The 26,032-nt window shown below is 39.8% G+C and carries 26 protein-coding genes and 1 other RNA gene; 21 read left to right on the top strand and 6 right to left on the bottom strand.

Annotation, left to right across the window (positions count from 1 at the left end; genetic code table 11):
• The first annotated feature begins 11 nt into the window (after nt 1–11).
• From opuBC to M1D94_RS03930, 12 genes are all read left to right on the top strand, one after another.
• Complete coding sequence (opuBC, locus tag M1D94_RS03875; protein WP_103804443.1) at nt 12–932, top strand: choline ABC transporter substrate-binding lipoprotein OpuBC; 921 nt, start codon at nt 12–14, stop codon at nt 930–932.
• Between the two features lie 16 nt (nt 933–948).
• Nucleotides 949–1,626: a choline ABC transporter permease OpuBD gene (opuBD, locus tag M1D94_RS03880; protein WP_456270428.1), complete on the top strand. Its 678-nt coding sequence runs from the start codon at nt 949–951 to the stop codon at nt 1,624–1,626.
• A gap of 213 nt (nt 1,627–1,839) precedes the next feature.
• Nucleotides 1,840–4,932 carry a lantibiotic dehydratase gene (locus M1D94_RS03885; RefSeq protein ID WP_456270429.1) on the top strand — a complete coding sequence of 1,031 codons (3,093 nt, stop codon included), beginning with the start codon at nt 1,840–1,842 and terminating at the stop codon, nt 4,930–4,932.
• Nucleotides 4,923–6,767: an ABC transporter ATP-binding protein gene (locus M1D94_RS03890; protein ID WP_041850530.1), complete on the top strand. Its 1,845-nt coding sequence runs from the start codon at nt 4,923–4,925 to the stop codon at nt 6,765–6,767. Before M1D94_RS03885 ends, M1D94_RS03890 begins: the two co-directional genes overlap by 10 nt.
• On the top strand, nt 6,740–8,065 hold the full coding sequence (locus tag M1D94_RS03895; protein ID WP_051129459.1) for a lanthionine synthetase C family protein: 1,326 nt from the start codon (nt 6,740–6,742) through the stop codon (nt 8,063–8,065). The genes M1D94_RS03890 and M1D94_RS03895 overlap by 28 nt, the downstream gene beginning before the upstream one ends.
• Nucleotides 8,066–8,138: 73 nt before the next feature.
• Entirely contained in the window at nt 8,139–8,309 is a 171-nt protein-coding gene (locus tag M1D94_RS03900) for a gallidermin/nisin family lantibiotic (protein WP_032726862.1), read from the top strand.
• Between the two features lie 517 nt (nt 8,310–8,826).
• On the top strand, nt 8,827–9,318 hold the full coding sequence (locus M1D94_RS03905; protein WP_032727099.1) for a NisI/SpaI family lantibiotic immunity lipoprotein: 492 nt from the start codon (nt 8,827–8,829) through the stop codon (nt 9,316–9,318).
• Nucleotides 9,319–9,331: 13 nt separating this feature from the next.
• Nucleotides 9,332–10,048 carry a lantibiotic protection ABC transporter ATP-binding protein gene (locus M1D94_RS03910; protein ID WP_038829373.1) on the top strand — a complete coding sequence of 239 codons (717 nt, stop codon included), beginning with the start codon at nt 9,332–9,334 and terminating at the stop codon, nt 10,046–10,048.
• Entirely contained in the window at nt 10,045–10,800 is a 756-nt protein-coding gene (locus M1D94_RS03915) for a lantibiotic immunity ABC transporter MutE/EpiE family permease subunit (RefSeq protein WP_032726860.1), read from the top strand. The genes M1D94_RS03910 and M1D94_RS03915 overlap by 4 nt, the downstream gene beginning before the upstream one ends.
• A gap of 1 nt (nt 10,801) precedes the next feature.
• Nucleotides 10,802–11,566, top strand: a complete 765-nt coding sequence (locus M1D94_RS03920) for a lantibiotic immunity ABC transporter MutG family permease subunit (RefSeq protein WP_038829371.1) — start codon at nt 10,802–10,804, stop codon at nt 11,564–11,566.
• 17 nt (nt 11,567–11,583) lie between these two features.
• Nucleotides 11,584–12,246: a response regulator transcription factor gene (locus M1D94_RS03925; RefSeq protein WP_032726858.1), complete on the top strand. Its 663-nt coding sequence runs from the start codon at nt 11,584–11,586 to the stop codon at nt 12,244–12,246.
• Nucleotides 12,237–13,619, top strand: a complete 1,383-nt coding sequence (locus M1D94_RS03930; RefSeq protein ID WP_160244617.1) for a HAMP domain-containing histidine kinase — start codon at nt 12,237–12,239, stop codon at nt 13,617–13,619. The genes M1D94_RS03925 and M1D94_RS03930 overlap by 10 nt, the downstream gene beginning before the upstream one ends.
• Nucleotides 13,620–13,649: 30 nt before the next feature.
• Here M1D94_RS03930 and M1D94_RS03935 read toward each other — a convergent pair whose 3' ends face one another.
• The 4 genes from M1D94_RS03935 to rghR form a co-directional block, all read right to left on the bottom strand.
• Nucleotides 13,650–15,350, bottom strand: coding sequence for a methyl-accepting chemotaxis protein (locus M1D94_RS03935; protein ID WP_456270430.1), 1,701 nt, complete (start codon nt 15,348–15,350; stop codon nt 13,650–13,652).
• Nucleotides 15,351–15,477: 127 nt separating this feature from the next.
• The gene (gene catR, locus M1D94_RS03940) at nt 15,478–15,804 is read right to left on the bottom strand and encodes a catDE operon transcriptional regulator CatR (RefSeq protein WP_003242888.1); all 327 of its coding nucleotides are present in this window, start codon (nt 15,802–15,804) and stop codon (nt 15,478–15,480) included.
• Between the two features lie 91 nt (nt 15,805–15,895).
• Nucleotides 15,896–16,315, bottom strand: a complete 420-nt coding sequence (locus tag M1D94_RS03945; RefSeq protein ID WP_167568476.1) for a helix-turn-helix domain-containing protein — start codon at nt 16,313–16,315, stop codon at nt 15,896–15,898.
• A 29-nt stretch (nt 16,316–16,344) separates the two neighbouring features.
• Nucleotides 16,345–16,752: a transcriptional repressor RghR gene (gene rghR, locus M1D94_RS03950; RefSeq protein WP_014665397.1), complete on the bottom strand. Its 408-nt coding sequence runs from the start codon at nt 16,750–16,752 to the stop codon at nt 16,345–16,347.
• 151 nt (nt 16,753–16,903) lie between these two features.
• On the opposite strand from rghR, the gene M1D94_RS03955 reads away from it, so the two are divergent.
• Nucleotides 16,904–17,137, top strand: coding sequence for a helix-turn-helix domain-containing protein (locus M1D94_RS03955; protein WP_003220031.1), 234 nt, complete (start codon nt 16,904–16,906; stop codon nt 17,135–17,137).
• Nucleotides 17,138–17,176: 39 nt separating this feature from the next.
• Here M1D94_RS03955 and M1D94_RS03960 read toward each other — a convergent pair whose 3' ends face one another.
• Complete coding sequence (locus tag M1D94_RS03960) at nt 17,177–17,947, bottom strand: alpha/beta fold hydrolase (RefSeq protein ID WP_049139742.1); 771 nt, start codon at nt 17,945–17,947, stop codon at nt 17,177–17,179.
• Between the two features lie 148 nt (nt 17,948–18,095).
• On the opposite strand from M1D94_RS03960, the gene secG reads away from it, so the two are divergent.
• The 7 genes from secG to M1D94_RS03995 all read left to right on the top strand — a co-directional run bounded on the left by secG (nt 18,096) and on the right by M1D94_RS03995 (nt 23,811).
• Nucleotides 18,096–18,326 carry a preprotein translocase subunit SecG gene (gene secG / locus M1D94_RS03965; RefSeq protein ID WP_003220028.1) on the top strand — a complete coding sequence of 77 codons (231 nt, stop codon included), beginning with the start codon at nt 18,096–18,098 and terminating at the stop codon, nt 18,324–18,326.
• Nucleotides 18,327–18,457: 131 nt separating this feature from the next.
• Nucleotides 18,458–19,198 (top strand): alpha/beta hydrolase, encoded by a 741-nt coding sequence (locus tag M1D94_RS03970; protein WP_003242610.1) that lies wholly within the window; start codon nt 18,458–18,460, stop codon nt 19,196–19,198.
• A gap of 18 nt (nt 19,199–19,216) precedes the next feature.
• Nucleotides 19,217–21,556: a ribonuclease R gene (rnr, locus tag M1D94_RS03975; protein ID WP_049139740.1), complete on the top strand. Its 2,340-nt coding sequence runs from the start codon at nt 19,217–19,219 to the stop codon at nt 21,554–21,556.
• A 144-nt stretch (nt 21,557–21,700) separates the two neighbouring features.
• Nucleotides 21,701–22,171: an SsrA-binding protein gene (gene smpB / locus M1D94_RS03980; RefSeq protein ID WP_003220025.1), complete on the top strand. Its 471-nt coding sequence runs from the start codon at nt 21,701–21,703 to the stop codon at nt 22,169–22,171.
• Nucleotides 22,172–22,347: 176 nt separating this feature from the next.
• Nucleotides 22,348–22,710, top strand: a transfer-messenger RNA (tmRNA) gene (ssrA, locus tag M1D94_RS03985).
• A 245-nt stretch (nt 22,711–22,955) separates the two neighbouring features.
• Nucleotides 22,956–23,048 carry a hypothetical protein gene (locus tag M1D94_RS03990; protein ID WP_250620017.1) on the top strand — a complete coding sequence of 31 codons (93 nt, stop codon included), beginning with the start codon at nt 22,956–22,958 and terminating at the stop codon, nt 23,046–23,048.
• A gap of 178 nt (nt 23,049–23,226) precedes the next feature.
• Nucleotides 23,227–23,811, top strand: a complete 585-nt coding sequence (locus M1D94_RS03995; RefSeq protein ID WP_032726854.1) for a hypothetical protein — start codon at nt 23,227–23,229, stop codon at nt 23,809–23,811.
• Nucleotides 23,812–23,844: 33 nt separating this feature from the next.
• On the opposite strand, the gene M1D94_RS04000 is transcribed toward M1D94_RS03995, so the two are convergent.
• The gene (locus tag M1D94_RS04000; RefSeq protein ID WP_021480611.1) at nt 23,845–24,075 is read right to left on the bottom strand and encodes a hypothetical protein; all 231 of its coding nucleotides are present in this window, start codon (nt 24,073–24,075) and stop codon (nt 23,845–23,847) included.
• Nucleotides 24,076–25,159: 1,084 nt separating this feature from the next.
• Here M1D94_RS04000 and M1D94_RS04005 point away from each other — a divergent pair.
• Nucleotides 25,160–25,954: an SDR family NAD(P)-dependent oxidoreductase gene (locus M1D94_RS04005; RefSeq protein WP_003228388.1), complete on the top strand. Its 795-nt coding sequence runs from the start codon at nt 25,160–25,162 to the stop codon at nt 25,952–25,954.
• Nucleotides 25,955–26,032: the final 78 nt, after the last annotated feature.

The raw sequence follows: 26,032 nt of genomic DNA on the forward strand, positions 1-26,032 counted from the left end.
GGAGGCGGCTCATGAAAAGAAAATATCTCAAATTAATGATAGGTTTAGCACTTGCGGCAACGCTGACACTGAGCGGCTGTTCGCTTCCTGGTCTCAGCGCTGCTGCAGACCAGACCATTAAAATCGGCGCGCAAAGCATGAGCGAATCAGAAATCATCGCCAGCATGCTTGGCCAGTTGATCGAACACCATACTGATCTCAAAACAACAACGATTAAAAACCTTGGCTCCAACGCGGTGCAGCAGCAGGCTTTAATGAACGGGGAAATCGACATTGCGGCCACAAGATATACGGGAGACGCGCTGACAGGCACGCTGAGAATGGAACCTGAAAAAGATCCGGACAAAGCGCTGGCGCTTACTCAGCGGGAGTTTAAAAAAAGATATGATTTAAAGTGGTATGACTCCTACGGGTTTGATAATACATATGCCTTTACAGTCAGCAAGGAGTTGGCCGACCAATACCATTTAGAGACCGTATCAGACGTTAAAAAATGGGCGTCGCAATTAAAGCTGGGCGTTGATAACTATTGGATGAAGCTCAAAGGAAACGGCTATCAGGATTTTACGAAAACCTACGGCATGACATTCGGCGGCACGTATCCGATGCAGATCGGCCTTGTGTACGACGCGGTGAAAAGCGGAAAAATGGACATTGTGCTTGCGTATTCAACCGATGGAAGAATCAAGTCCTATGGTCTCAAAATGCTAAAGGATGATAAACAATTTTTCCCGCCGTACGACTGTTCTCCGGTTGTTCCGGAAAAGGTGCTCAAAGAACATCCTGAGCTTGAAGGCATCATCAAGAAAATGCTCGGAAAAATCGACACAGCCACGATGCAGGAGCTTAACTATGAAGTCGACGGCAATCTCAAAGAACCGTCTGTCGTTGCCAAGGAATATTTAGAAAAACATCACTACTTCGAATCGTGAAAGGGGGAAGAGGTCAATGAACGTGCTTGAACAGTTAATGACGTATTACGCGCAGAATGGCAGTTACGTCATGGATGAATTCGGCCGCCACTTTCTCATGTCGGCTTACGGCGTTTTATTTGCCGCTGTCGTCGGGGTTCCGGCCGGAATCCTCATCGCGCATTTTCGCCGTTTGTCAGCCTGGGTGTTTGCAGTAACAAACGTTATTCAAACAATCCCGGCGCTCGCTATGCTGGCCGTCTTAATGCTTGTTATGGGGCTCGGCGCAAATACCGTGATTCTATCATTATTTCTGTATTTCCTGCTGCCGATTATTCGAAACACGTACACAGGCATTATCAGTATTGAGCATGCCTACTTAGAATCGGGAAAAGCAATGGGCATGACGAAATTCCAAGTGCTCAGAATGGTTGAGCTCCCGCTCGCACTTTCTGTCATTATGGCGGGCCTTCGCACAGCTCTCGTCATTGCCATTGGAATTACTGCGATCGGCACATTTGTCGGTGCCGGAGGCCTTGGGGACATGATTGTCCGCGGCTCAAACGCAACAAACGGAACTGCGATTATTCTAGCCGGAGCGATACCAACTGCGGTGATGGCGGTAGGGGCGGATTTGCTCATGGCCTGGATTGAAAGATTGTTGAACCCTGTTAAACAAAAAAATAGAAGAAAGTTAATTCGTGTATTGAGTTAAGCAAAAAGGATTCTTTTCTAAAAGGGAAAAGAGTCCTTTTTTTATGGGATTTATTGGGTGAATCTTGATTTTTTTTTGATTTTTCAAATGTATAGTTTAAATAGAATATTATGAAAATTTTAGAATGGAATGAATAAAATGGAGGATTTTACGAAGGGATGTTGAATTCTTGTTGTTATTGAAGTGGATAAATATGGGAGGTTAAAGACTAAGATGAAATCCTTATATACACCTACAGATTATTATATGATTCGGGTTCCTTTGGTACATCAGGCCTTGAAAAATGAGAACTCTCAGGATACAGATCAGTTATTGCATGACCTTTGTAATGATTCATTATTTCGTGAACAAATACTGGTATCTAGCAGGACACTATATGACACAATGAATATTTTCCTTCAAACGCCTGATAAATTAAAAGGAAAAAAAAAGCGGAACTTCCAGCAAGCTATTTTGAAGTATGCAACAAGAAGAGCAACTAGAACAACGCCTTTTGGCCTTTTTTCTTCAGTGGGTATAGGGGCATTCTCCGATAAAAATCAATTATCTTTTAATCAGCATTCATTTTACAAAAAAGCACGTGTTGATTTTGAGTGGCTCTATCAATTGACGAGAAAACTAGAAAACGAATACATCGACCGGCTTTCTTTTACATTAAATCCCGCTTGTTACATCAAAGGTGATCGTGCTTACTTGTTGTATAGCACAGATGGAAAATCTGAAGAGGTTAGTGTTCGTGCAACATCGGTTTTCCATCTAATCAATGAACTTTGTGGTGAATGTGTTGCTTATCATGATATTATTCGTAGTTTGACAGAGAACTATGAAAATACTCCAATAAGCAAAATTAATCAGTACGTAGCAGATCTTATTGACAAAGAGTTCCTGATATCAAATTTACGGCCACCAATGACTGTTTCAGATCAATTTCAGTATTTAATTGCTCAAGCGGAAAGCAGCCGAATTCCAAATGAGCTTCTTCAGGCTTGCAGGAAAATACAATATCAAATAGATGAATATAACCGGATCACTATCGGAGAGGGAGAGGACCAGTATTTAAATCTGATTGAAACAATGAACGAACTCATAAAGACTTCATCTCCTCTGCAGGTGGATACGGGTTTAGGTGACTCCTCCATTCAACTAGATAATGAAACATCTCTTGCGATAAGTGAATTGGCTAGTATGTTTACTTATATGGCTGCTCCCTCCGCAGAAAGACTAGACCACTTAGAAAAGTACAAAAATGTGTTTTTGGAGCGTTATGGGTATGAAAGAGAAGTTCCTCTTTTAGAAATGCTTTGTTCCAACGCTGGCATTGGTGCCCCTGCTACTTACACGAATCCTGTTAATGAATTCTTCGAAGAAATATCATTTGAGGATCAATTTTCACCTGAAATGAAACAATTTTTTATGAAAAAATACTTTGAATCAGTTAGAAAGAAAGCTCCCATTCAATTACATGACGAAACATTCCATAGAATCTGCAATTATGAAATTGCAGATGAAGAAATTCCAGTATCATTTGAACTCAATTTCTTTGTTAAATTGCGCAATGGCACAGTCATGCTTTATTTAGGGCCAAATGTCGGATCTACACGCGCAGGGAAAACATTTGGAAGGTTTACTCACTTATCTGATTCAATCAATGCCGTTGTAAAAAAAATACATAATAAGGAAAAAGAGTTAACGGGCAAAAATAAGAAAATTTGTGAGCTGAGTATTGTGCCTAATCAGGTCAGGTCTGGAAATGTAACAAGAAATGTAAGTTATCGGGAAAAAGAAATGAACCTTTTTACAAACAGTGTCTTGCATCACAATGATTCTGTTAAAGCTGAAGATGTTCTAATTGGAATCGATAAAAAACATATCTTTTATGCCAAACATAAATGTACTGGCGAAATTCTGTCTTTTGAATCAAATCATATGTTTAATCCTTTATTAATGCCAAATGTCTTACGATTTTTATTGGAAATTTCAAGAGATGGCAAAAGGAAGTGGAATGATTTCCCGTGGATGGGCATCTATAGTGATTTTAAGTATATTCCTGAAATCAAATATAAAGAAATAATCTTATCATGTGAACAATGGCTGATACACAAAAGTGATTTAAGCATTCATTCGAATTCATCGATAGACGAGGTGAAATCTGCATTTTTTGAATTTCATCGTACTTATGATCTTCCGCAAAGATTTTATATCGTTAACGCAGACAATCGATTATTAATTGATATAGAAGATGATCGTACTTTAGATGTTTTTTTCTGGGAACTTAAAAAAACGAATCATAACCATCCGTTACAACTTGTGGCTGCTGAGCTTGATGCAAATGCTTTAAAGGATAGAAACCAAAATGTCTATTCGGGGGAAATCGTTGTTCCGCTGATCAGGAAAAAACCAGAAAAACCATTGAAATTACCGGTCCTTAACTCAGTAGAGGAAAATGGATCCGAAAGAATTAAAATGCCATTTGAAGATTGGCTGTTTATTAAACTTTATTGTAAACAAACTAGAGAAGAAGAGCTAATTGCTTTTGAAATAGCGGATATTTATAACCAGATTTCTGATCAATATCCAGTCAGACATTTCTTTATGAGGTATCGAGATCCGAAGCCTCATATAAGACTTAGATTGAATGGAAAAGCAGAGGTGCTGTACAGTTTATTTCCACAATTATTGAATTGGCTGAAAAGCTTAAGAGAAAAAGGACTGGTTACTGAGTTTGTTATCACCCAATATGAGCGGGAAATAGAACGATATGGCGGGCTAGACCTAATGGATGCTGCAGAACAGGTTTTCTGTGAAGATAGCAAGGTTGTTGAAACGATGATCAGAATGCATCGCATGAAGGATATTGCGATAAGCAAGGAAATCGCAGGTATGGTTTCTGTCATACTTTTTTTAGAACAGTTCGAGCTTACGTTCGAAGAGCAGTTAGCGTTTTTAGAAAAAAATTGCCTGCAGAATGAGTATCGTACTGAATTTAAGAAGGATAGAGAAATGTATATTGAAATATGCAACTCTGATAGAGATTGGGATAATCTCAGAAAAACAAGTGATGGCAGAATATTATATGAAATATTGAAAACTAGAAAAATAGCTGCAGCTAATTATGCATGCTTAATAAACAAGGCATTTGATAACAAAGAAGCAGTATATTCACGCATAGGTAGTGTAATTCACCTACATTGCAATCGTTTATTCGGAACTGATAGAGAAATGGAAAATAAAATACTTACACTTTGCAGGCACTCTTTATATGCGCAGAGATATCAAAAGAAGAATGGTAGTTTAGCATGGAAGTAAAGGAACAACTAAAGCTAAAAGAGCTGCTGTTTATCATGAAACAAATGCCTAAGACTATCAAATTAATTTTCACCTTAGAAAGATCACTGTTTTTAAAGTTAATTTTATTCAGTATTATTACCGGTATTCTGCCAATTGTTTCACTCTATATTTCACAAGAATTGATTAATTCCCTTGTGACTATACGCAAAGATGTTTCAGTTGTTATCTCCATTTTCTTAACATATCTTGGCGTATCATTTTGTTCGGAACTGATCTCTCAGGTTTCTGAATATTATAATGGCAAATTCCAATTAAATATTGGTTATAAACTAAACTATAAAGTCATGAAAAAGAGCAGTAATCTAGCATTGAAGGATTTCGAAAATCCTGAAATATATGACAAATTAGAAAGGGTAACTAAGGAAATCAGCTATAAACCTTACCAAATCATTCAAGCCATCATTACAATGACCACATCATTTGTGACTCTGCTCTCATCAATTGCATTTTTGATGTCATGGAACCCTAAAGTTTCGCTGCTCTTGTTGGTTATTCCAGTGATTTCTCTATTCTATTTTTTGAAGATTGGACAGCAAGAATTTTTTATACATTGGAAACGAGCAGGACAGGAAAGGAAATCGTGGTATATCAGTTATATACTCACACACGATTTTTCTTTTAAAGAATTAAAATTGTATAACCTTAAAGATTATTTATTAAACAAATACTGGGATATTAAAAAATCCTTTATTGATCAAGATACAAAAATATTGAGAAAGAAAACTTATTTGAACCTAATATATGAGATTGCAGTGCAATTAGTTGGAGCTGTCATTATATTTATTGCTATTATGTCTGCTTTTGCGGGAAAAATAATGGTCGGTAATGTGATGAGTTATATCAGATCTGTTTCGCTGGTGCAAAGTCACTCACAGTCTATCATGACTAGCATTTATTCCATCTATAACAGCAATCTCTATATGAATCAATTGTATGAATTTCTGGAATTAAGAGAAGAGAAAAATCAAGGTCATAAGAAGCAAATTGTTGAGCCTATTCATTCTGTTATCTTTCAGAATGTCAGCTTTATCTATCCTAATCAAGGAGAACAGACACTGAATCATATTAATGTTTCATTGAATAAAGGAGAACGAATAGCCATTGTTGGGCCAAACGGGTCAGGGAAAAGTACATTCATTAAGCTCCTTACCGGATTATATGAAGTTCAGCAAGGTGACATTTTGGTTAATGGAGTAAATATTAAAGAATTGGATATGGACAGTTATATGGAACAAATTGCGGCACTCTTTCAAGACTTCATGAAATATGAAATGACCTTAAAGGAAAATATAGGATTTGGACAAATTGATAAACTACATCAGACAAATAAAATGCATGAGGTCCTCGATATTGTAAAAGCTGATTTTTTAAAAGGTCATTCATCCTATCAATTCGATACACAGCTTGGATTATGGTTTGATGAAGGAAGGCAATTATCCGGCGGACAATGGCAAAAGATTGCTTTGGCTAGGGCTTATTTTAGGGAAGCTTCTTTGTATATTTTGGATGAGCCAAGTTCTGCGCTGGATCCAATTGCAGAAAAAGAAACCTTCGATACTTTTTTCAGTTTGTCAAAAGATAAAATAGGAATATTTATTTCCCATCGATTGGTTGCTGCTAAACTTGCAGATCGGATCATTGTTATGGATAAAGGGGAAATAGTAGGAATAGGAACACATGAAGAGTTATTAAAAACATGTCCACTGTATAAAAAGATGGATGAATCCGAGAACTATATGAATCCGCTAGAGGAGGACGGTACTAAATGGGAAGAGGCGCTGTATCAGGGATAGAAGTTGAACTGGTGAAGGAAATCGCTCGACAAGTTTCTAATTACGATAAAGTACTTGAAATAGTGAATAAAAAAGATAACTTCCTCAGTATTGGTGAAGTTCCTCTTATACCTTGGAAGCCGACCGCATTGAGTCATGGTATACCAGGCATATGTATGCTGTATGGCGAATTGCACGCTCATTTTCCTGAGGAAGGATGGGACGATTTAGGACACAAATATTTATCGATTTTAGTAAATGAAATAAAAGAAAAAGGGCTGCATACTCCATCTATGTTTTCCGGAGCAGCTGGCATTGGACTTGCAGCTGTCTGTTTATCGCAACATTTCACCTATTACAAAGGTTTCATTTCCCGTATTAACGAATATTTGGCTGAAGTAGTACCTCAATTGTTAACTGAATTTTCTCAGCGGGAAGTGTATATGAGTGACTACGATGTAATAGAAGGTGTCAGTGGAATTGCAAGTTATCTTCTGCTATTTCAAGAAGATAAGGCAATGAAGGATTTGTTAATTGATATTTTAAAGTATCTGGTTAGATTAACTGAAGACATTACCATGAATGGAGAAAAAGTTCCTGGATGGCATATTCCATCTGAACATCAGTTTACAGATATCGAAAAAAAAGCTTATCCAAATGGAAACTTTAATATGGGATTAGCACATGGGATACCTGGTCCTATTTGCATTCTATCTTCAGCACTCATGCAGGGAATTAAAGTAAAGGGTCAAGAACGTGCAATTGAAAAAATGGTAGATTTCTTACTGGGATTTTCTGAAAAAGATCAAGGCAACTTGTTTTGGAAAGGAAATATAAGCTTTGAGGAGTATCAATACGGATCTCCACCTAACGCTCTAAATTTTAGTAGAGATGCTTGGTGCTATGGGAGACCTGGAGTATGTCTTGCGATTGTTAAAGCGGGAAAAGCACTTCAAAATACTAGATTTTTAAATATAGGTGTACAGAATTTAAGGTGCACAGCATCTGATATACAGGGGATTTTTTCTCCTACGATATGCCATGGCTATAGTGGAATAAGCCAGATTTTGCTTGCAGTGAATCAACTCACTGGACAAGAATTTTTTAACGAAGAGCTTCAAAAGATCAAACAAAAAATTATGAGCTACTATGACAAGGATTATATCTTTGGGTTCCACAATTATGAATCAATTGAAGGGAATGAAGCAGTACCTTTGCAGTACGTCGGTCTATTGGATGGAGCTGTAGGTGTAGGATTAGGGCTATTAAACATGGAATTAGGCTCAAAAACAGATTGGACAAAAGCATTACTTATTTAATAAAAAAAGGAAAAAATGATAAAATCTTGATATTCTTCTGTTACTATATAGGTATTGAAAGGAGGTGACCAATATGTCAAAGTTCGATGATTTCGATTTGGATGTAGTAAAAGTCTCTAAACAAGACTCTAAAATCACTCCTCAATGGAAAAGTGAATCACTTTGTACACCTGGGTGTGTAACTGGTGTATTGCAAACTTGCTTCCTTCAAACAATAACTTGTAACTGCAAAATCTCTAAATAAGTAAAACCATTGAATCACTTTGCTCTGACTCCTTGCATTCCTGAGCGTTATACATACTATTTTCATAGAGTTAGGGCCTAAAAATGATGTAAAAAGTAACGGGTGTGAATGAGTTTAAATTTCACACCCGTTTTTCATGTGGAAAAAAGTAACAAGGGGGATGATGGATAAGTCGATTTAAACAACACTCTAATACATACCCAAGTCAGTCTTTTTATCATGTACAGACAATTTAAGGAAATTCCTCAGAAATTCATATTTTAATGGATAGATCAATATGAGATAGATCTATCTGGAGTAAACAGTGTGACCTGATCACGCTTTTTTATTTAGACAAGTTTATCGTGTTGCCAGAAGCCCAAATGCTTTAAGTTTCCAGTTAGAAAAAGTATTTTGATTAAATTTTGATAAAAGTATTCTAGAATGATCAACATCCCACATAGATACCGCGCAGAGGAAGAATTCATTTTATCTTTAACATCTATTGGGGAAAATTCATAAGATTGAGGTGATGTACGTGTTTTTGAAAAGATGTGTAAACATTTCAGGCTGTTTTATTGTTTTATTTATGTTATCTGCTTGTCAAGCATTAACGAAGTTTAAAGATAAAACTGTTGAAGAAACAAAAAAAACAGTGCATTTTACTGAGGATAACAACGAAACATCTGAAACAATGGAGAGCTTGATTGATAAGGGAAAGCTCGATCAAGTGGTCTATAACGAAAAACTTTATCAGATGAAAGATAAAGTTGATGAAGACAAAAAAGGAAAAGTAATAGGGGCAATAGGTCAAACCTTCTTTGTAGATAGTGAGGGAAAGAGATGGTCTGAAGAAGAACTGAAAGAACCGTATATCTCTAATGATCCGGATGAAACCAGAGAGAAAAAACCTCTACGCTATGGGAAGGTTTACAGTGCGAACGAGGATACTGATGCCAAAGATGAAATCATTGTGGAGTTTAATCGCGAGTATTATCGAGCGGTTTTGATTAAGAATGAAAAGGGATAAGGGAGAGTGTGACATGAGTACAGTCCTATTAGAAACCAAAAGTCTTACAAAAAAGTTTGGCAAAGAAACAGCTGTTTCAGATGTTTCATTAACTGTTCAAAAAAACAGCATTTACGGTCTGCTTGGACCAAATGGAGCTGGAAAATCGACGACACTTAAAATTTTAACAGGAATTTTACGGAAAACTTCTGGTGAGGTTTTCTTCGACGGACATAAATGGAAACGTTCTGATTTGCAAAATATCGGATCTTTAATAGAAGCTCCACCCCTTTACGATAATTTAACAGCATTTGAAAATGTAAAAGTACATGCAACGTTGCTGGGCCTATCTGAGGATCGCATAAACAGCGTGCTAAAGACAGTAGATATGCAGCATGCTGGAAAGAAAAGAGCAGGGCAGTTTTCGATGGGGATGAGGCAGCGGCTGGGAATTGCTATTGCTTTATTAAATCACCCTAAATTATTAATTCTTGATGAGCCTACGAATGGGCTAGATCCAATCGGCATTCAGGAGCTCAGAGATCTTATTCGCTCTTTTCCTCAGGAAGGAATAACCGTGATTTTATCTAGTCATATACTTTCAGAAGTCGAGCAAATAGCAGATCATATTGGGATTATCATCGGCGGTCATCTTGGGTACCAGGGGGAAATAAACAAGACTGATGATTTAGAGCATTTGTTTATGGAAGTTGTAAAGGCAAGCCGTGAAAAAGAGGGTGTAAAAAGATGATGAATTATATGAAGGCCGAAAACCTGAAGTTTAAAAGGACCTTTTCTAGAAAAATGATTATCTTAGTGCCGCTGCTTAATATAGGTTTTTCTTTTTTGATGAACATTCAATTTTTTGTTCCCGGTACTTTTAACTGGTGGTCTATTATATTTATGCCGGTGATGATAGCTTTATTTTGTTCTTTATCTCATCAAAAAGAAAAAAAGGCCTCTAATTATAATGGTACGTATTCATTGCCTATTGATTTAGGAAGATTATGGTACTCTAAGATTGTAATTATTATGATTTATTCGCTATTATCTCAAATTGTATTTTTAGTGTTTATGTTACTAATGGGGTTTGTTATAGCTGATTTTGCTATTGTTACGCTTTCTACAATTGCCGCAAGTTTATTGCTTTGGGTAACAAGCCTTTGGCAAATTCCACTTTGTTTATTTGTGGCAAAAAAGTGGGGGCTTACAATAGCGGTAATGTTAAATCTTATAGGAACCCTTGTTCTAGGTATAATGCCGGCATCTCGTTCCTTTTGGTGGTTTATTCCTTGGAGCTGGCCAATTCGAATGATGTGTCCCACAATAGGTATTCATCCTAACGGTCTGTTGCTTGAAAAAAATGATCCTTTGTTGAGTTGGATGGTCGTCCCTCCTGCTATATTGATTTCTATTCTATTATTTTTAATAATAGCGTTTTTGACTAGCCGTTCGTTTGCCCCTTCAATCGATTACAGAACAAAAAAGCAGGGGGCGATATAAGGTGAGATTACTTTTGAGGTGTTTAAAAGCTGATTTCCAGAAAAGCAAACACACCTCCTTTATGTGGCTCCATTTAATTATTCCTATAGCTTTTTCAACTGTATTGATTCTGTATTTTTATGAGAGAGATCAGAGTCAATTTCACTTGTATAAGTCTTTTATGGAAGCTATTGCAGTTGCATTGCCGCTGCTTATAGGGGTGTTATGCGGAATGACTGCATCCTTAGAAGAACAGGCAGGGAAATTTCAAGTGTTACTAGGGAGTACGTCTCCAAAAGTCATTGCTTATGCCAGCAAAATGTTAATGCTGCTTTTCATGGAACTTTGCTCTATTGGTATAGCGCTTTTCATTTATATAATAGGATTAAAATTTATTTTACATGTGCCGGATTTGTCTTACGATATTTTTATAACAGGTGGTGCCTGGCTAGTTGCGGGTAGTGTAGCCCTATATTGTATTTACTTTTTTATCAGCTGTATGTTTGGAATGGGTGCTTCTGTCCTGATAGGCGGAGCTGGCCTGCTTATGACCGCTCTAATGAATACTGGATTAGGAGATGCTATATGGAAATATAACCCTTGGGCTTGGGGTATTAGATTGTCAGGTTTAAATGGGGTACTCCACTTTAAAGAAAAAGGGGATAATCCTTTATTAATGCATGAAATAAATTCAGGGGTATTGGTTATGATTTTTGGTATAATATGTATAATCGTTGCCAGTCTAATATGGTTTAGTAAATGGGAAGGCAGAAAAACGTTTGAATAGTATGAGGGGGACAGGAAATGGCCAAAATCCTTGCTGTCGATGATGAAAAAGATATTCTTGTACTGATACAAAATATTTTGCGCCGTGACCAGCATCAAGTTGACATTTTAGATCGTGTTAAAGGACAGCCGCCTGACGTATTTCAAGGATATGATTTAATTTTGCTGGATGTTATGATGCCAGATATTGATGGTTTTGAGCTATGTAAACAGATACGTCCTTTGGTTGATTGTCCAATTTTATTCCTCACGGCTAAAACAGAAGAGGAAGCGATAGTAAAAGGTCTTATTACCGGCGGAGATGATTATATTACAAAGCCATTTGGTGTTAGAGAGCTTAGTGCTAGAGTTAATGCTCACTTAAGAAGGGAACGGAGAGATAAACATCAATCGAAAAGAGTCATCTCCGGTTTTTTATTTCATTTTGATAGTAAAGAAGTATTTATCAATAACCACAAACTTAACCTAACAAAAAATGAATATAAAATCTGTGAATTTTTAGCTCAACATAAAGGGAGAACTTTTTCAAGAGAACAAATTTACGAGGAGATATATGGATTAGAGGGGAATGCTTTGTATTCAACAATTACTGAATTTATCAGAACGATTCGAAAAAAATGTAAAGAGCATAATACAGACCCTATCAAAACGGTATGGGGTGTTGGGTACAAATGGGAATAGGTTTTAAGGGCCAGAAAACACTTCTTAGAGAACTGATAAAGTATATGGTCACGTTATGTATAAGTTTAGTTGTACTGGCTCTGCTATATTTATTTATAAATACAATCGCAATGAATACGGGTTTCTCACATCCCGCGAATTATAATGAACGAGAAGCAGAAAAACTTGCGCCAAAGCTGGAAAATACAGATAAAGTCACTGCTGATATGATTCCAGATACAATGTCATATGCCATCCTTGATAAAGAAACAAAACAAAAAACAGCTGGAACCATTAAAGAAAAAGATCTGCAACTGGTTAAAAAGAAGATTGAAAAAAAACCGTATGTCAATTATAAACAGAAAGGATATTTGGTTATAGATAGAAATGAAGAGTATTGTATTTTGCAATATTCATTACGTGCAGATTTTAGCTCACCTTTATTAAGAAAATACCTTCCTAATTATGAATTAACGAGTATTTGTATTTTGATAGTCTTACTCATTGTAGTCATTTCTATTATAACAACTTACTTTGCTAATAGATTAAGAAAACATTTTGAGACACTGAACGTAATTACTCGATATATAAAAGAGCAAAATTTGCAGTTTACTCCCGAATTTACACATATTAAGGAATTTGATGATGTAATTGATTCCTTAATTGAAATGAGAGATGCTCTTCGGTCATCACTCGAAGCTCAGTGGCGATTAGAAAAAAATAAGAAAGAGCAAATTGGTGCTTTAGCACATGATATCAAGATCCCGATTACCATTATTAAGGGAAATGCTGAATTACTCAGCTTGTCTATTCAAAACGAAGAACAAGCTGAATATACAAAATATATTCTTGGAGCAGGAAATCAAATTGAACAATATATTTCTCAGCTGATTCATCTCTCGAGAACGGAGGATTCCTTAACTATTCATTTGGAGAAAGCTTTTGTAGATAAGCTGACAGAAACTCTACAGAAAGATATATCCGCCTATAAAGGAAATAAAAAAATAAATATTTCATTTAAAAAAGAAAATCTCAAGAAAGTGGCGGAAATAGACTGGCAACTGTTACATAGGGCGTTATTGAATATTTTAACAAATGCAGTTGATTATACACCGGAGGATGGGACTGTCTCGGTGCATGCTGAATGCGATTCTGATACTTTTTATTTTTTTGTAAAAGACACAGGAAATGGATTTTCGGAAATCGGGCTAAAAAAAGCAACAGAACTTTTTTACATGGATGACAAGGCCCGTCAGTCTAAAGGTCATTATGGAATGGGGTTGACCTTCGCAAAAAATGCTGTGAATCTTCATAATGGAGAACTTACTCTTGGAAACACTATAGAGGGTGGCGGAGAAGTGCGAGTGAAAATACCCTTATATAGAAATCATTAAACCCACGCCCTATCTGGACGTGGGTTATTTTTAAATCGTAAACTGCCCCATCTTCTCATTAAGCTCCTTCGCCAGCTGCTCAAGCTCTTCAGCATTTTGAAGCACTTGATCCATCGAATGGGCGGATTGCTCGGTTATTGAAAATGTTTCTTCAATGCCGGCGGCCGACTCTTCGGATACAGAAGCGATATTTTCAATCGATTGATTGATAGTAATCGATTGGTTTGTTAACTGCTTCAGGCCATCCGTTACTTCCTTAATGCTGTCTGCAACATGAGTGACGGATTGCTTGATATGCCGCATAGCCTGTCCGGTGTCTGTCAGGTTTTCCGTTCCTTTTTCGACTTCTGTAAAGCTGCTTTCCAAGTACGTAATGACAGTGTGGATCTCCTGCTGTGTCCCGCCTACAATCCGGGTAATATCCTGCACGGAATCAGAAACGCCGTCAGCCAGCTTTCTGACCTCCTCTGCCACAACGGCGAAGCCTTTGCCGCTTTCTCCTGCGCGGGCAGCTTCAATCGCGGCGTTAAGGGACAGCAAATTCGTCTGCTCGGCAATCCCGTTGATGACCTGAACGAGCTTGTTGATATCCTGAGAATGCTGTTCAAGTGATCTCACTTTATGCACGGCTTCTTCAACAATATGATGGATGGTTTTCATTTGCTGTAATGACGTAGCCATATTTTCGTTTCCGCTTACCGCGAGTTCGAGAACGTTTTGCGACGTATCGCTGATGGTGATGCCGTGATTATAGGCTTTATCAATGCTTTCAGTGAACTCATTCATCGATTCGGCAATCGTCACGGCGTCTTGGGCCTGCTGTTCAGAGCCCTCAGCCATTTCGTTCATCGTCTCGGTAATATGTTTGCTGCCGGATCTTGTTTCATTCGTTGCGGTTGCAAGCACCTGTGAAGAAGAAAGAACCCGGCTTGATATGTCTTTAGAATATCCGACAATATCTCTCAGATTCCCTACCATTTTTTGCAGCGCTTCATTCAGATCACCCAGCTCGTCTTTTGAGTTGAGCGGCTCCATATCGTTCGACAGATCGCCTTCGGCAATATGATTGGCAGATTCCTTCATGCGAATGATAGGCTTTACAATGTTTCGCGTGATATAAAGCCAGATGAAAATGCTGATGAGGATCGATGCTGCCACAAGCAAAGCAGTGTAAATGAGCCCTTTATGATAGACGGCCTTCGTTTCTTTTACCGCTGTGTTGCTGCCTTCTTGATTTAAGTCAACAAGCTGAGTGATTGTTTTTTTCATATCCTCAAAGCTGGCCTCAGTCTGAACCAATAAACCTCTTGCTTTGTCCATGTCATTCGTGCGGCCGCTTTCGATAATTTGCGCATGAATATCCATATAGGTATTCACTTCAGTTTGAAGCTGCTCGAACAGTTTCTGCTCTTTATCAGTGGAGATCGTTTTTTCGTAGTTATCGAGCTTTTGGTTAATGTCTTCCATGATTTGATTCATTTCTTGATCAAGTGTATCCATTTTGCTTTTGTCTGTATAAATCAGAAAGTCCTTTTCTTTAGAAGACAGGTGCTCGGTTACATAATTAATTGAAGTGATTCCTTTGATGCCGTCAATCCATTTTGTGTTGATTTCATCTGTTTTTTGAATGATATGCTGCATATTAAGAACGCCTATTCCGTCTACAAGTAAATTGATCAGGATCAGTGTCAAAAATACCAGGCTGAATTTACGGGAAATCGTCAGTCGCATATAGTGGTCTCCTTTAAAAACGTAATGTGTGGATGTACTATATATCGGCTGAGAAATCGTTTTTTTACCTGGAAAAAAATAAAAAACGGCTCTTTTCTCGTCTTTGAGATCAGAACCGTTTTAGCAATTAGTCAAGAAAGGAAGGGTCAATCCATTCAGTCGCCCATTTAGAAATCTCACCTAATATGGGTGCTAGTGCCTTTCCTTTATCAGTCAATGAATATTCGATGCGAACCGGAGTTTCAGGGATGACATCCCGCTTCACTACTCCTTCAAGCTCAAGTTCTTTCAGCCGTTCTGACAGAACTCTGCCGCTTAGATTTGGAAGTGCTGCTTCAATTTCGCTAAATCGCTGAGACCCGTTCAAGAGCTGAAATACGATTAAAGCGACCCAGCGTTTACTTAAGATGTCGACTGCTTTTTCAAATCTAGGACACATTTCTGATTGGTTCATACTTTTCACCTCGTCTGTCACTATTATAACGCAAATAACGAGGGAGGGTATGCAAGCGTGATTGATAAAATATAGAAAGAGAAACAGGGGATTATGAGGAAGAGGCGCGTTTTTTTGCTTCTGAAGACAAAAAATCGAAGTATTTGCTGAGATTTTCAATATCCTGCTTTGAGAGATGTTCCCATTTTCGGCTATTGAAAATCGGGAGGTGCTCCGCTCCGCGCGTGACAGCTGTCTGGTAAATTTCATAAACGGATTGATAGCTTTCAGATGCTTCGCGGATTTCTTCAGGAAAGGCCTGAATATGGCCTGCGGCGGCCATTAGGTTTTCGTACGGCACTTTCAGGACGGCTGCCAGTTTTTTAATCGTGGCGGGTTTTGGCGTCCCGCGTTTGCCGTTTTCAATTTTTGAAATGGTGGCCGAGCTGATGCCTGAGTACACCGCAAGCTGATTCACTGTCAGTTTGCGGGCGCGGCGCAGCTCCCGTAATTGCTGTCCGAACGGTGACATGGTCTATCGCCTCACATTTCTATCAAGAGTCAGTCATCAGCAGACCGTTTTTTGGCTTCGTCTGAAATAAACGAAAAATAATGATCCAGCATGAGCAAATCTTCTTTATTGAGATATTGCCATTTTTCGTTCTCAAGAAGCGCAAGGTTTTTCAGGTCATAGGCCTCCGCTTTTTCGAGCAGCTTGCACTTCGTTTCATAAGGAGCCTTGGCTTCATGCACTTCTTCGATGTAACCAGCCTTGTACATAAGCCCCTCATAAGGAATTTTTAAGGCCTCTGCCAGTTTTTTGATGGTGGCAGGTTTGGGAACGCCCCGTTTTCCGTTTTCGATTCTGGAGATGCCGGCCGCGCTTACGCCTGAATAAGTCGCCAGCTGGTTGACTGTTAACTTTCTCTCTTCACGCAATGCCCGTAATTGTTCGCCAAAGCTTTCCATATATCTCACCCCGTCCCTCACTGTTACTCATATTTTAGTATGTTTATTGACTAAAGGGAATAGGTGGACTGGAAATGTATTGACAAAAGTTAACATAAGCCGTAATGTAAAAGTATAGAAAAAAGTTTTTCAGGAATGGAAGGTGAGGAAAGTGCCAGTAGAAAAGATACAGATTAGACGTGATTATGTCTTGCAGTATATGGTTAATAACGATTATTCCCTTAATCAGCTTGCGCTGGAAATCGGAGTCTCACCCGCCACACTGAGCCGCGTGCTGAATGGAGAAAGACGGCCGGGGCAGCTTGTGATCGGTAAAATGCTTCACTATTTTAATTTGAAATTTGAGGATCTTTTTTACTATGACTTTATTGACAAAAGTCAATAAAGTAACAAAAAACGCAAGGAAGCCAAGCGTTTTCTATTCCTATGAATGATGTGTCAGCACAAACCCTGTCACCAGCTCATTGCACGTTTTCCATTGTTTTGTCGGCAATTGATGTCCCTGATATTCCAATCTGAAAAATTCGGCATGTCTGCACGATCTTCGGTAATAGCCTGCGTTCGTAAAGGTCCAGTCCCGCAGGCCGCCATACATAAACAGCATTGGCATGTCTAGGCGGGGCAGCTGTTCAATGCAGTTGTAGCCAAGCGAATCCAGATAATACTGATGCCAATGGGCCTGGTCTGCTTTTTTCATATGGTCTGTTAATATGCTGCGAAGCTGTCTGTCTTTTGTGTGGCTGCCAGCGAGGATTTTCATGAGCAAACCGGGGTTTTTTTCAAGCAGATACATTCCCAGTTTGTGCAGCTTCTGGCCGATTACGTTATGAACAGCTGGGTAGGCGCCGGACAGAATAAGGTGTGACACTTTGTCCGGGCGGTTAAAGCCGATATGCTGCGCGATTAAGCCTCCGGCAGAATACCCGAATAACACAGCTTTATCAATGTGCAAAGCGTCCATGAATTGCGCGATCTCGTTTGCGTAATAGGAAATAGACGCTGGCTGATCGATGTGATCACTATCACCGTGGCCGCTTAAATCGGGAAAAATCACCCTGAAATGCTTGGATAGAAGGCGCTGATAATAAAAAACCTTGCGTCCCATGCCCGGCGGGTGGATAAAAATGATAGGGATTCCCTGTCCATATTCTTCATAAAAAAGATGTTTCCTGCTGTCTATGCTGATAAGCGGCATCGCTTTTCTCCTTTGACCTTTTCATATGAATAGGGTAACCAAGATAAAACGTCTTATCCAGCCTTTTGGCGTCTGATACAGCGTGACATGCCAACCCTTTTCATGTAAAATAGAAGTAATGTAGCCAGTGAGTCTGGAGGTGTATGGGATGCACGCAGTTTTGATTACCTTATTGGTTATCGTCAGCATTGCACTTATTATTGTCGTTTTGCTTCAATCTAGTAAAAGCGCCGGATTATCTGGTGCGATTTCAGGCGGAGCGGAGCAGCTCTTCGGGAAACAAAAAGCAAGAGGTCTTGATTTAATTTTGCACCGCATTACGGTAGTGCTGGCAGTCTTGTTTTTCGTGTTAACGATTGCGCTTGCTTATATCCTATAGGGCAATGTTTGTATAAGGTCTGATGTGAAGTCAGGCCTTTTTCACGTTTCTGGATGATATTCAAAACGTTTTTTTCTGATTAAACTGTGGAAAACTAAAATGATCGTGCAGATAGAAAGGGAGACATGAGCATGAAAGTTGTGACACCAAAACCATTTACATTTAAAGGCGGAGACAAAGCGGTGCTTTTGCTGCATGGCTTTACAGGAAATACAGCGGATGTAAGGATGCTGGGACGATATTTGAATGAACGCGGCTATACGTGCCACGCGCCTCAATATGAAGGACATGGCGTCCCGCCTGAAGAACTTGTACATACGGGGCCCGAAGACTGGTGGAAAAACGTAATGGATGGCTATGAATACTTAAAATCTGAAGGCTATGAGAGCATTGCTGCCTGCGGACTGTCGCTTGGCGGGGTTTTTTCGCTGAAATTGGGTTACACTGTACCCATAAAGGGAATTGTCCCAATGTGCGCACCGATGCATATTAAGAGTGAAGAGGTCATGTATCAGGGCGTTCTTTCATACGCTCGCAATTACAAAAAGTTTGAGGGGAAAAGCCCGGAGCAAATTGAAGAGGAAATGAAGGAATTCGAAAAAACGCCGATGAATACCCTCAAGGCGCTGCAAGACTTAATTGCTGATGTGCGGAATAATGTCGATATGATTTATTCACCGACATTTGTGGTGCAGGCCCGTCATGACCACATGATTAATACCGAAAGCGCCAATATTATTTACAACGAAGTGGAAACTGATGATAAACAGCTGAAATGGTACGAGGAATCAGGGCATGTCATTACACTCGACAAAGAACGTGACCTCGTCCATCAGGATGTGTATGAATTTTTAGAGAAGCTCGATTGGTAATCAACAGGAGGTCGGATAATGGAAAAAGAAGCATTTATGGAAAAGCTTCTCTCGTTTATGAAGGAAGAGGCGTACAAACCTCTGACCGTTCAGGAACTTGAGGAGATGTTAAATATTACGGAAGCCGAGGAGTTTAAAGAGCTCGTCAAAGCGTTAGTCGCCTTGGAAGAAAAAGGGCTTATCGTACGGACGAGAAGCGACCGTTACGGCATTCCGGAGAAGATGAATTTAATAAAAGGAAAGATTTCAGCGCATGCGAAAGGATTCGCCTTTTTGCTGCCTGAGGATACGTCGTTAAGTGATGTGTTTATTCCGCCTAATGAGCTGAATACGGCAATGAACGGCGATATCGTCATGGTTCGTCTGAATTCACAGTCAAGCGGCTCCAGGCAGGAAGGAACCGTCATACGGATTTTAGAAAGAGCGATTCAGCGGGTTGTCGGCACGTATACAGAAACGAGAAACTTCGGCTTTGTCATTCCGGATGACAAAAAAATCACGAGTGACATCTTCATTCCGAAAAATGGGAAAAACGGAGCTGCGGAAGGGCATAAGGTTGTTGTCAAGCTGACGAGCTATCCTGAAGGCCGCATGAACGCTGAGGGTGAGATTGAAACCATTCTCGGCCACAAAAACGACCCGGGCATTGATATTTTATCGGTCATTCATAAGCACGGCCTGCCGGGTGAATTTCCAGCTGAAGTGATGGAACAGGCATCAAGTACGCCTGACACTATCGATGAAAAAGATCTGAAAGACCGCCGTGATCTCCGTGACCAGGTGATTGTCACCATTGATGGTGCGGATGCGAAGGATTTGGATGATGCAGTTACCGTGACGAAGCTTGATGATGGAAGCTACAAGCTTGGCGTTCACATAGCTGATGTCAGCCATTACGTAACCGAAAACTCACCGATTGACAAAGAAGCGCTTGAAAGAGGGACAAGTGTGTATCTGGTTGACCGTGTCATCCCGATGATTCCGCACAGATTGTCAAACGGCATCTGCTCCTTAAATCCAAAGGTTGACCGCCTGACGCTTTCTTGTGAAATGACAATTAACAGTCAGGGACAGGTGACAGAGCACGAGATCTTCCAAAGTGTCATCAAAACAACGGAAAGAATGACATATTCAGATGTGAATAAAATTCTTGTTGACGATGATGAAGAGCTGAAGCAAAAATACGAGCCTCTTGTTCCGATGTTCAAAGACATGGAGCGCCTGGCTCAAATTCTTCGCGATAAGCGGATGGACCGCGGCGCCGTTGACTTTGATTTCAAAGAAGCAAAGGTGCTTGTTGATGACGAAGGAGCGGTTAAAGACGTTGTGATCAGAGAACGCTCTGTCGCCGAGAAGCTGATTGAAGAATTTATGCTTGTAGCAAACGAAACAGTGGCAGAGCATTTCCATTGGATGAACGTCCCGTTTATATACCGGATTCACGAAGAGCCGAATGCTGAAAAGCTGCAAAAGTTTTTAGAATTTGTGACGACATTTGGCTATGTGGTGAAAGGAACGGCGGGGAATATTCATCCGCGCGCGCTGCAAAGCATTCTGGACGCTGTGCGTGACAGACCAGAGGAAACGGTTATATCTACTGTTATGCTCCGTTCGATGAAACAGGCGAAATACGACCCGCAAAGCTTGGGGCACTTCGGTCTGTCAACGGAATTCTATACGCATTTCACATCGCCGATCCGCCGTTATCCGGACTTAATCGTTCACCGCCTGATCCGAACGTATTTGATCAACGGCAAAGTCGATGAAGCGACTCAGGAAAAGTGGGCTGAACGCCTGCCGGATATCGCCGAACATACATCATCAATGGAGCGCCGTGCAGTTGACGCCGAGCGTGAGACGGATGATCTGAAAAAAGCGGAATACATGCTTGATAAAATCGGTGAAGAGTTTGACGGCATGATCAGCTCTGTGACAAACTTCGGAATGTTCGTCGAGCTGCCGAATACAATTGAAGGACTCGTCCACGTCAGCTTTATGACAGATGACTACTACCGCTTTGACGAACAGCATTTCGCAATGATCGGCGAGCGGACAGGCAACGTCTTCCGCATCGGGGATGAAATCACAGTCAAGGTTGTCGATGTCAATAAAGATGAGCGCAATATCGACTTTGAAATTGTCGGCATGAAGGGCACTCCGCGGCGTCCGAGAGAATTGGACAGCAGCCGGAGCAGAAAACGCGGAAAGCCTGCCAGAAAACGTGTTCAAAGCACCAATACACCTGTTTCTCCAGCTCCGTCTGAGGAAAAAGGGGAGTGGTTCACTAAGCCGAAGAAGAAAAAGAAAAAACGCGGCTTCCAGAATGCTCCGAAACAGAAACGGAAAAAGAAGAAATAGCAGCTCAACCAGCAAATAGGGCCGCAGCGCTCTATTTGCTTTCTTTCGGAAACATCTTTTCATTGTAGCAGTACGTGACATTTGGTAAAATAGAGCGTATCGCAAAAGGTGGACAGTTTTTCCTTAGAGAGAGGAGGTTCTGGCATGCCAAAAGGGTCAGGAAAAGTATTATCTCAAAATAAGAAAGCCAATCACGATTATTTTATAGAAGAAACCTATGAAACAGGCATCGTTCTGCAAGGAACCGAAATCAAATCGATTCGCGCCGGCCGCGTAAACCTTAAGGATTCCTTCGCCAAAATCGAACGGGGAGAAGTGTTTCTCCACAATATGCACGTCAGCCCATATGAGCAGGGAAACCGCTATAACCACGATCCGCTTCGGACAAGAAAGCTGTTAATGCACCGCAAGGAGATTAATAAGCTGATCGGGTTAACAAAGGAAAAAGGCTATTCTCTCGTTCCGCTGAAGCTGTATTTAAAAAACGGCTTTGCCAAAGTGCTTCTCGGCCTTGGAAAAGGGAAGAAGAACTATGACAAACGGGAAGATCTGAAGCGCAAGGACGCGAAGCGGGAAATCGAAAGAGCGTTCAGAGACAGTCAAAAAGGCTTCTAAAGGCATAGTGCTTGATTCGAAAATCAGGCCTGTGCTATACTGTGTTCACGATCAGATCACGTCGCTATTCATTTGAAGGATTTGACAATTGAAAAGAGCCGTGATCATGTTATAATAAGACTATAGCCAGTTTGAGTGAGAGCTTGATATTTTCTCCCGTATTTCCCTTATACCAAGGGGACGTTACGGATTCGACAGGGATGGATCGAGCTTGAGCTGCGAGCCGAGAGGCGATCTCGTAAACACGCACTTAAATATAACTGGCAAAACTAACAGTTTTAACCAAAACGTAGCATTAGCTGCCTAATAAGCGCAGCGAGCTCTTCCTGACATTGCCTATGTGTCTGTGAAGAGCACATCCAAGTAGGCTACGCTTGCGTTCCTGTCTGAGAACGTAAGAAGAGATGAACAGACTAGCTCTCGGAAGGCCCGCCCGCAGGCAAGAAGATGAGTGAAACCATAAATATGCAGGCTACGCTCGTAGACGCTTAAGTAATCGATGTTTCTGGACGTGGGTTCGACTCCCACCGTCTCCATACATACTTTGAAACCGCAGTGCTATCAAGGCTTTTAAAGCTTTTGAGGGCACTGCGGTAACATTTTGGTAACACTTTTAAAATTTTTCGTTTTTCATAAAGCCAATAACCTCACGTTGTGCAGACGGATAAAGGTGACTATACGTGTTTAATGTTTCGGCGGTCGTGAGGAGGTTGAAGGCTTCCTGAAAACTGAGGTCCTCAGCACTTCTGAAGTTGCCGAGATTTTAGGGGGAAATAAGCAGCGCATGAGTAAATTGATAAGTGACAAACGCATTGAAGCTGTAAAAAAAAAGATAGGGAACAAGTTTGTCTTTACTAGCAAGATGCGGAGGCGTTGAAAGAATAGCTTGAAACAAATAAAAAATATCGTCCGCATAATAATTGAGCCCCCTCGTATGAGCAGGGCTTTTTTGATGTGTAAAAAGTTTAAATGTCACAGTTTTGTAATGTAAATTAAATTCCAAATATGATAATATTTAGCATGTAACAAATTAGTAGAAAGGAATGATTAAAGGAATGAGTAAGCTAAAAAGTAGCATAATTGTCATTTTGTCGTCTTTTGCCCTTTTAGTCACTGTCCTCTTAAGCACTCCTGCCAACACCGTAGAAGCAAAATCAATTATGGACAATTTAACATCGAAAGAGAAGGTAAGCGAGGCATTAAAGCATGCAACGGAAGCTGATTTTGAGAAAGCAGAGAAATTTGTCAAAGAAGCTTTAAAACTCAACGATGATTTTACATACAGCGTAGATAAAGAAAAAGCTAAACAAATTGGTTATACTGGTGATGAAATCTTTAACCTTTCATTATTTTATGCTAGCATTCCAACTGAACAGGTTAAATGGTTAGAGCAAAACAAAGGACAAGAAGTCAAAGTTGGAGATGCCTCCACTGCAATTGTTCCAGCACTCCCGTGGGTAGTATATATTGGATTGCAAGAGCTTATTGCTCTTCTTACTGCAATTGGTCTGGCTGGGATAGCTCAACAATTCTTGAAAGAAGTTTATAACGCTGGGATGAATAAAGCTTGCAGAAAATTTGCTAGCAAAAACAAATATATTAAGAGTTTCTGTAAGGCAAATGGTTATCCAACTGAATAAAAACAAGCCTCCTGTAAAGGGAGGCTTGTTATTTTACCTAAGTAAAAGCCACAATGCTGAAACAACTGCAACCATAAAATAATCACCATCAGTTAGCTTAGTACCGTTTTTAATAAACACGTTTGCGACCCAATTCGCTTTAGTTCCTTCCGATGTGCTTAGCGCTAATTTTTTACCAATATTGTAATAAGCGACTTTAAATAAATAATAAGCAAAAGAACAGAAGATATAGAGCAATATGAATTTACCTATAAATAGCAACATGTATCAATCACTCTCCTTCATATATCCATTATTTTACCAAATGTAAAATTTATTTTGAAGAGAATTTAGCCTATTCATAAAGAAGTCCTCATCGAGTAGGACTTTCTAAACAATCCATTTTTCGGATAAGGTTTTCGTGGTATCACGTATTTCCTGTTCACTTTTTACGGTCTTTCTTTTTTTCTGTAAAGCCGCATATTAACAAAAAACTGATATAACTTGCGTTCAAAATTTGTCATGCTCATTTGTGTTTTCTGTATCACCCACACCCCATATCAACAGGCGGATCAAAGTTAATTTCATATATATTCACCTCTATCTTTAAAGCACATATGCACATAATTCAATTATATCTAGTGAGACTTTTTGGCGGAAACCATTTTAAAGGAATGTTTGTCTTTGCTTTTAAAATGTTAGAATTACAATCTGGAATCAAGTTCCTCCATTTTTAGAGAGGAATGGAAAAGGCCCTTTCCTAGTGAAGGCCCTTTTTATTTGCAGGCAGAAAGTTCTACAAGGGCGGTTCCATTTTTTAAAGTAGATTTAGATAATGAGTATATTGATAAACAAAGAATTATTTTTAAAATAAATCAAATCAAAGTGTTAGCTATCATGTAAAAATTACCCTTAGGTTGAATGATAAGGTGATTATGGACCAGAACAGGGAAAATGAGGAGGGAGGGGAACGATCGGTAAATGGACCTACCGCATCGTAGCAGAATTCAAGGCATTGAGTATGTGTGTAGGTCCATGACATTTGCGGTAACATTTTGATAACAAAAATATAAAATTATAGTTTTTAAACTGATTTTTTATCATACGTAAAGGCTTATATATCAACGGTTTGTAACTATTTTAAAACATAACTATACCATGGTAATAGACTCCCGCTGTCTCCATACATAATGAGCATAAAGCAGAACCTCTTAAGAGGTTCTGCTTTATTTTTTCTCCAAACCACAGGCACCAAAAAGTGCGTACTTCCATTTCAAACCCAGCTGTTTCATACTGATTGCAGAGCAGATGTTTCACCAATCAGATTTCTGTCAATAAATAAGAGGAATCAAAAACGGAGGGATGAATAATGAAGCTGAATTTACAAGGAAAAACCGCACTGGTGACCGGTTCGACATCAGGGATCGGAAAAGCTATTGCCTCTTCGTTAGCTGAAGAAGGTGCGGCAGTGATCATTAACGGACGCCGGGAAGAGAAAGTGAATCAGACGATAGATGAACTGAAAACACAACATGCTGAAGCGGTTCTTTATCCGGCCGCATTTGATTTGGGAACTGAAGAAGGCTGCAATGAGCTGTTTCAGGCATATCCAGAGGTTGATATTTTGGTCAACAATTTAGGGATTTTTGAACCGGCGGAGTACTTTGATATTCCCGACGATGAATGGTTTCGTTTTTTTGAAGTGAATATTATGAGCGGTGTAAGGCTGACACGCAGGTATTTGCATAACATGATAGAGAAAAAAGAAGGGCGTGTGATTTTCATTGCCAGTGAAGCGGCGATTATGCCGTCACAGGAAATGGCCCATTACAGTGCGACAAAAACGATGCAGCTGTCCATTTCCCGCAGTTTGGCGGAGCTGGCAACCGGCACGAATGTCACAGTCAACACCGTCATGCCGGGCTCTACCTTAACAGAGGGTGTGGAAACCATGCTGAACTCGCTGTATCCTGGTGAAAACCTGACTGTTCAAGAAGCTGAGGCACGTTTTATGAAAGAAAACCGGCCGACATCTATTATTCAAAGACTGATCCGTCCGGAAGAAATCGCCCACTTCGTTACATTTTTAAGCAGCCCGCTTTCCTCTGCGATCAATGGCGCGGCACTTCGGGCGGACGGCGGTTTGGTCCGCAGTGTCTTTTAAACCTCTCCCAACAGGAGAGGTTTTTTATATATTGTTGATTTCCATAAATTTCTGCCGTATAATATTGGTACCGAAATA

The sequence above is a fragment of the Bacillus sp. JZ109 genome, assembly GCF_053903135.1.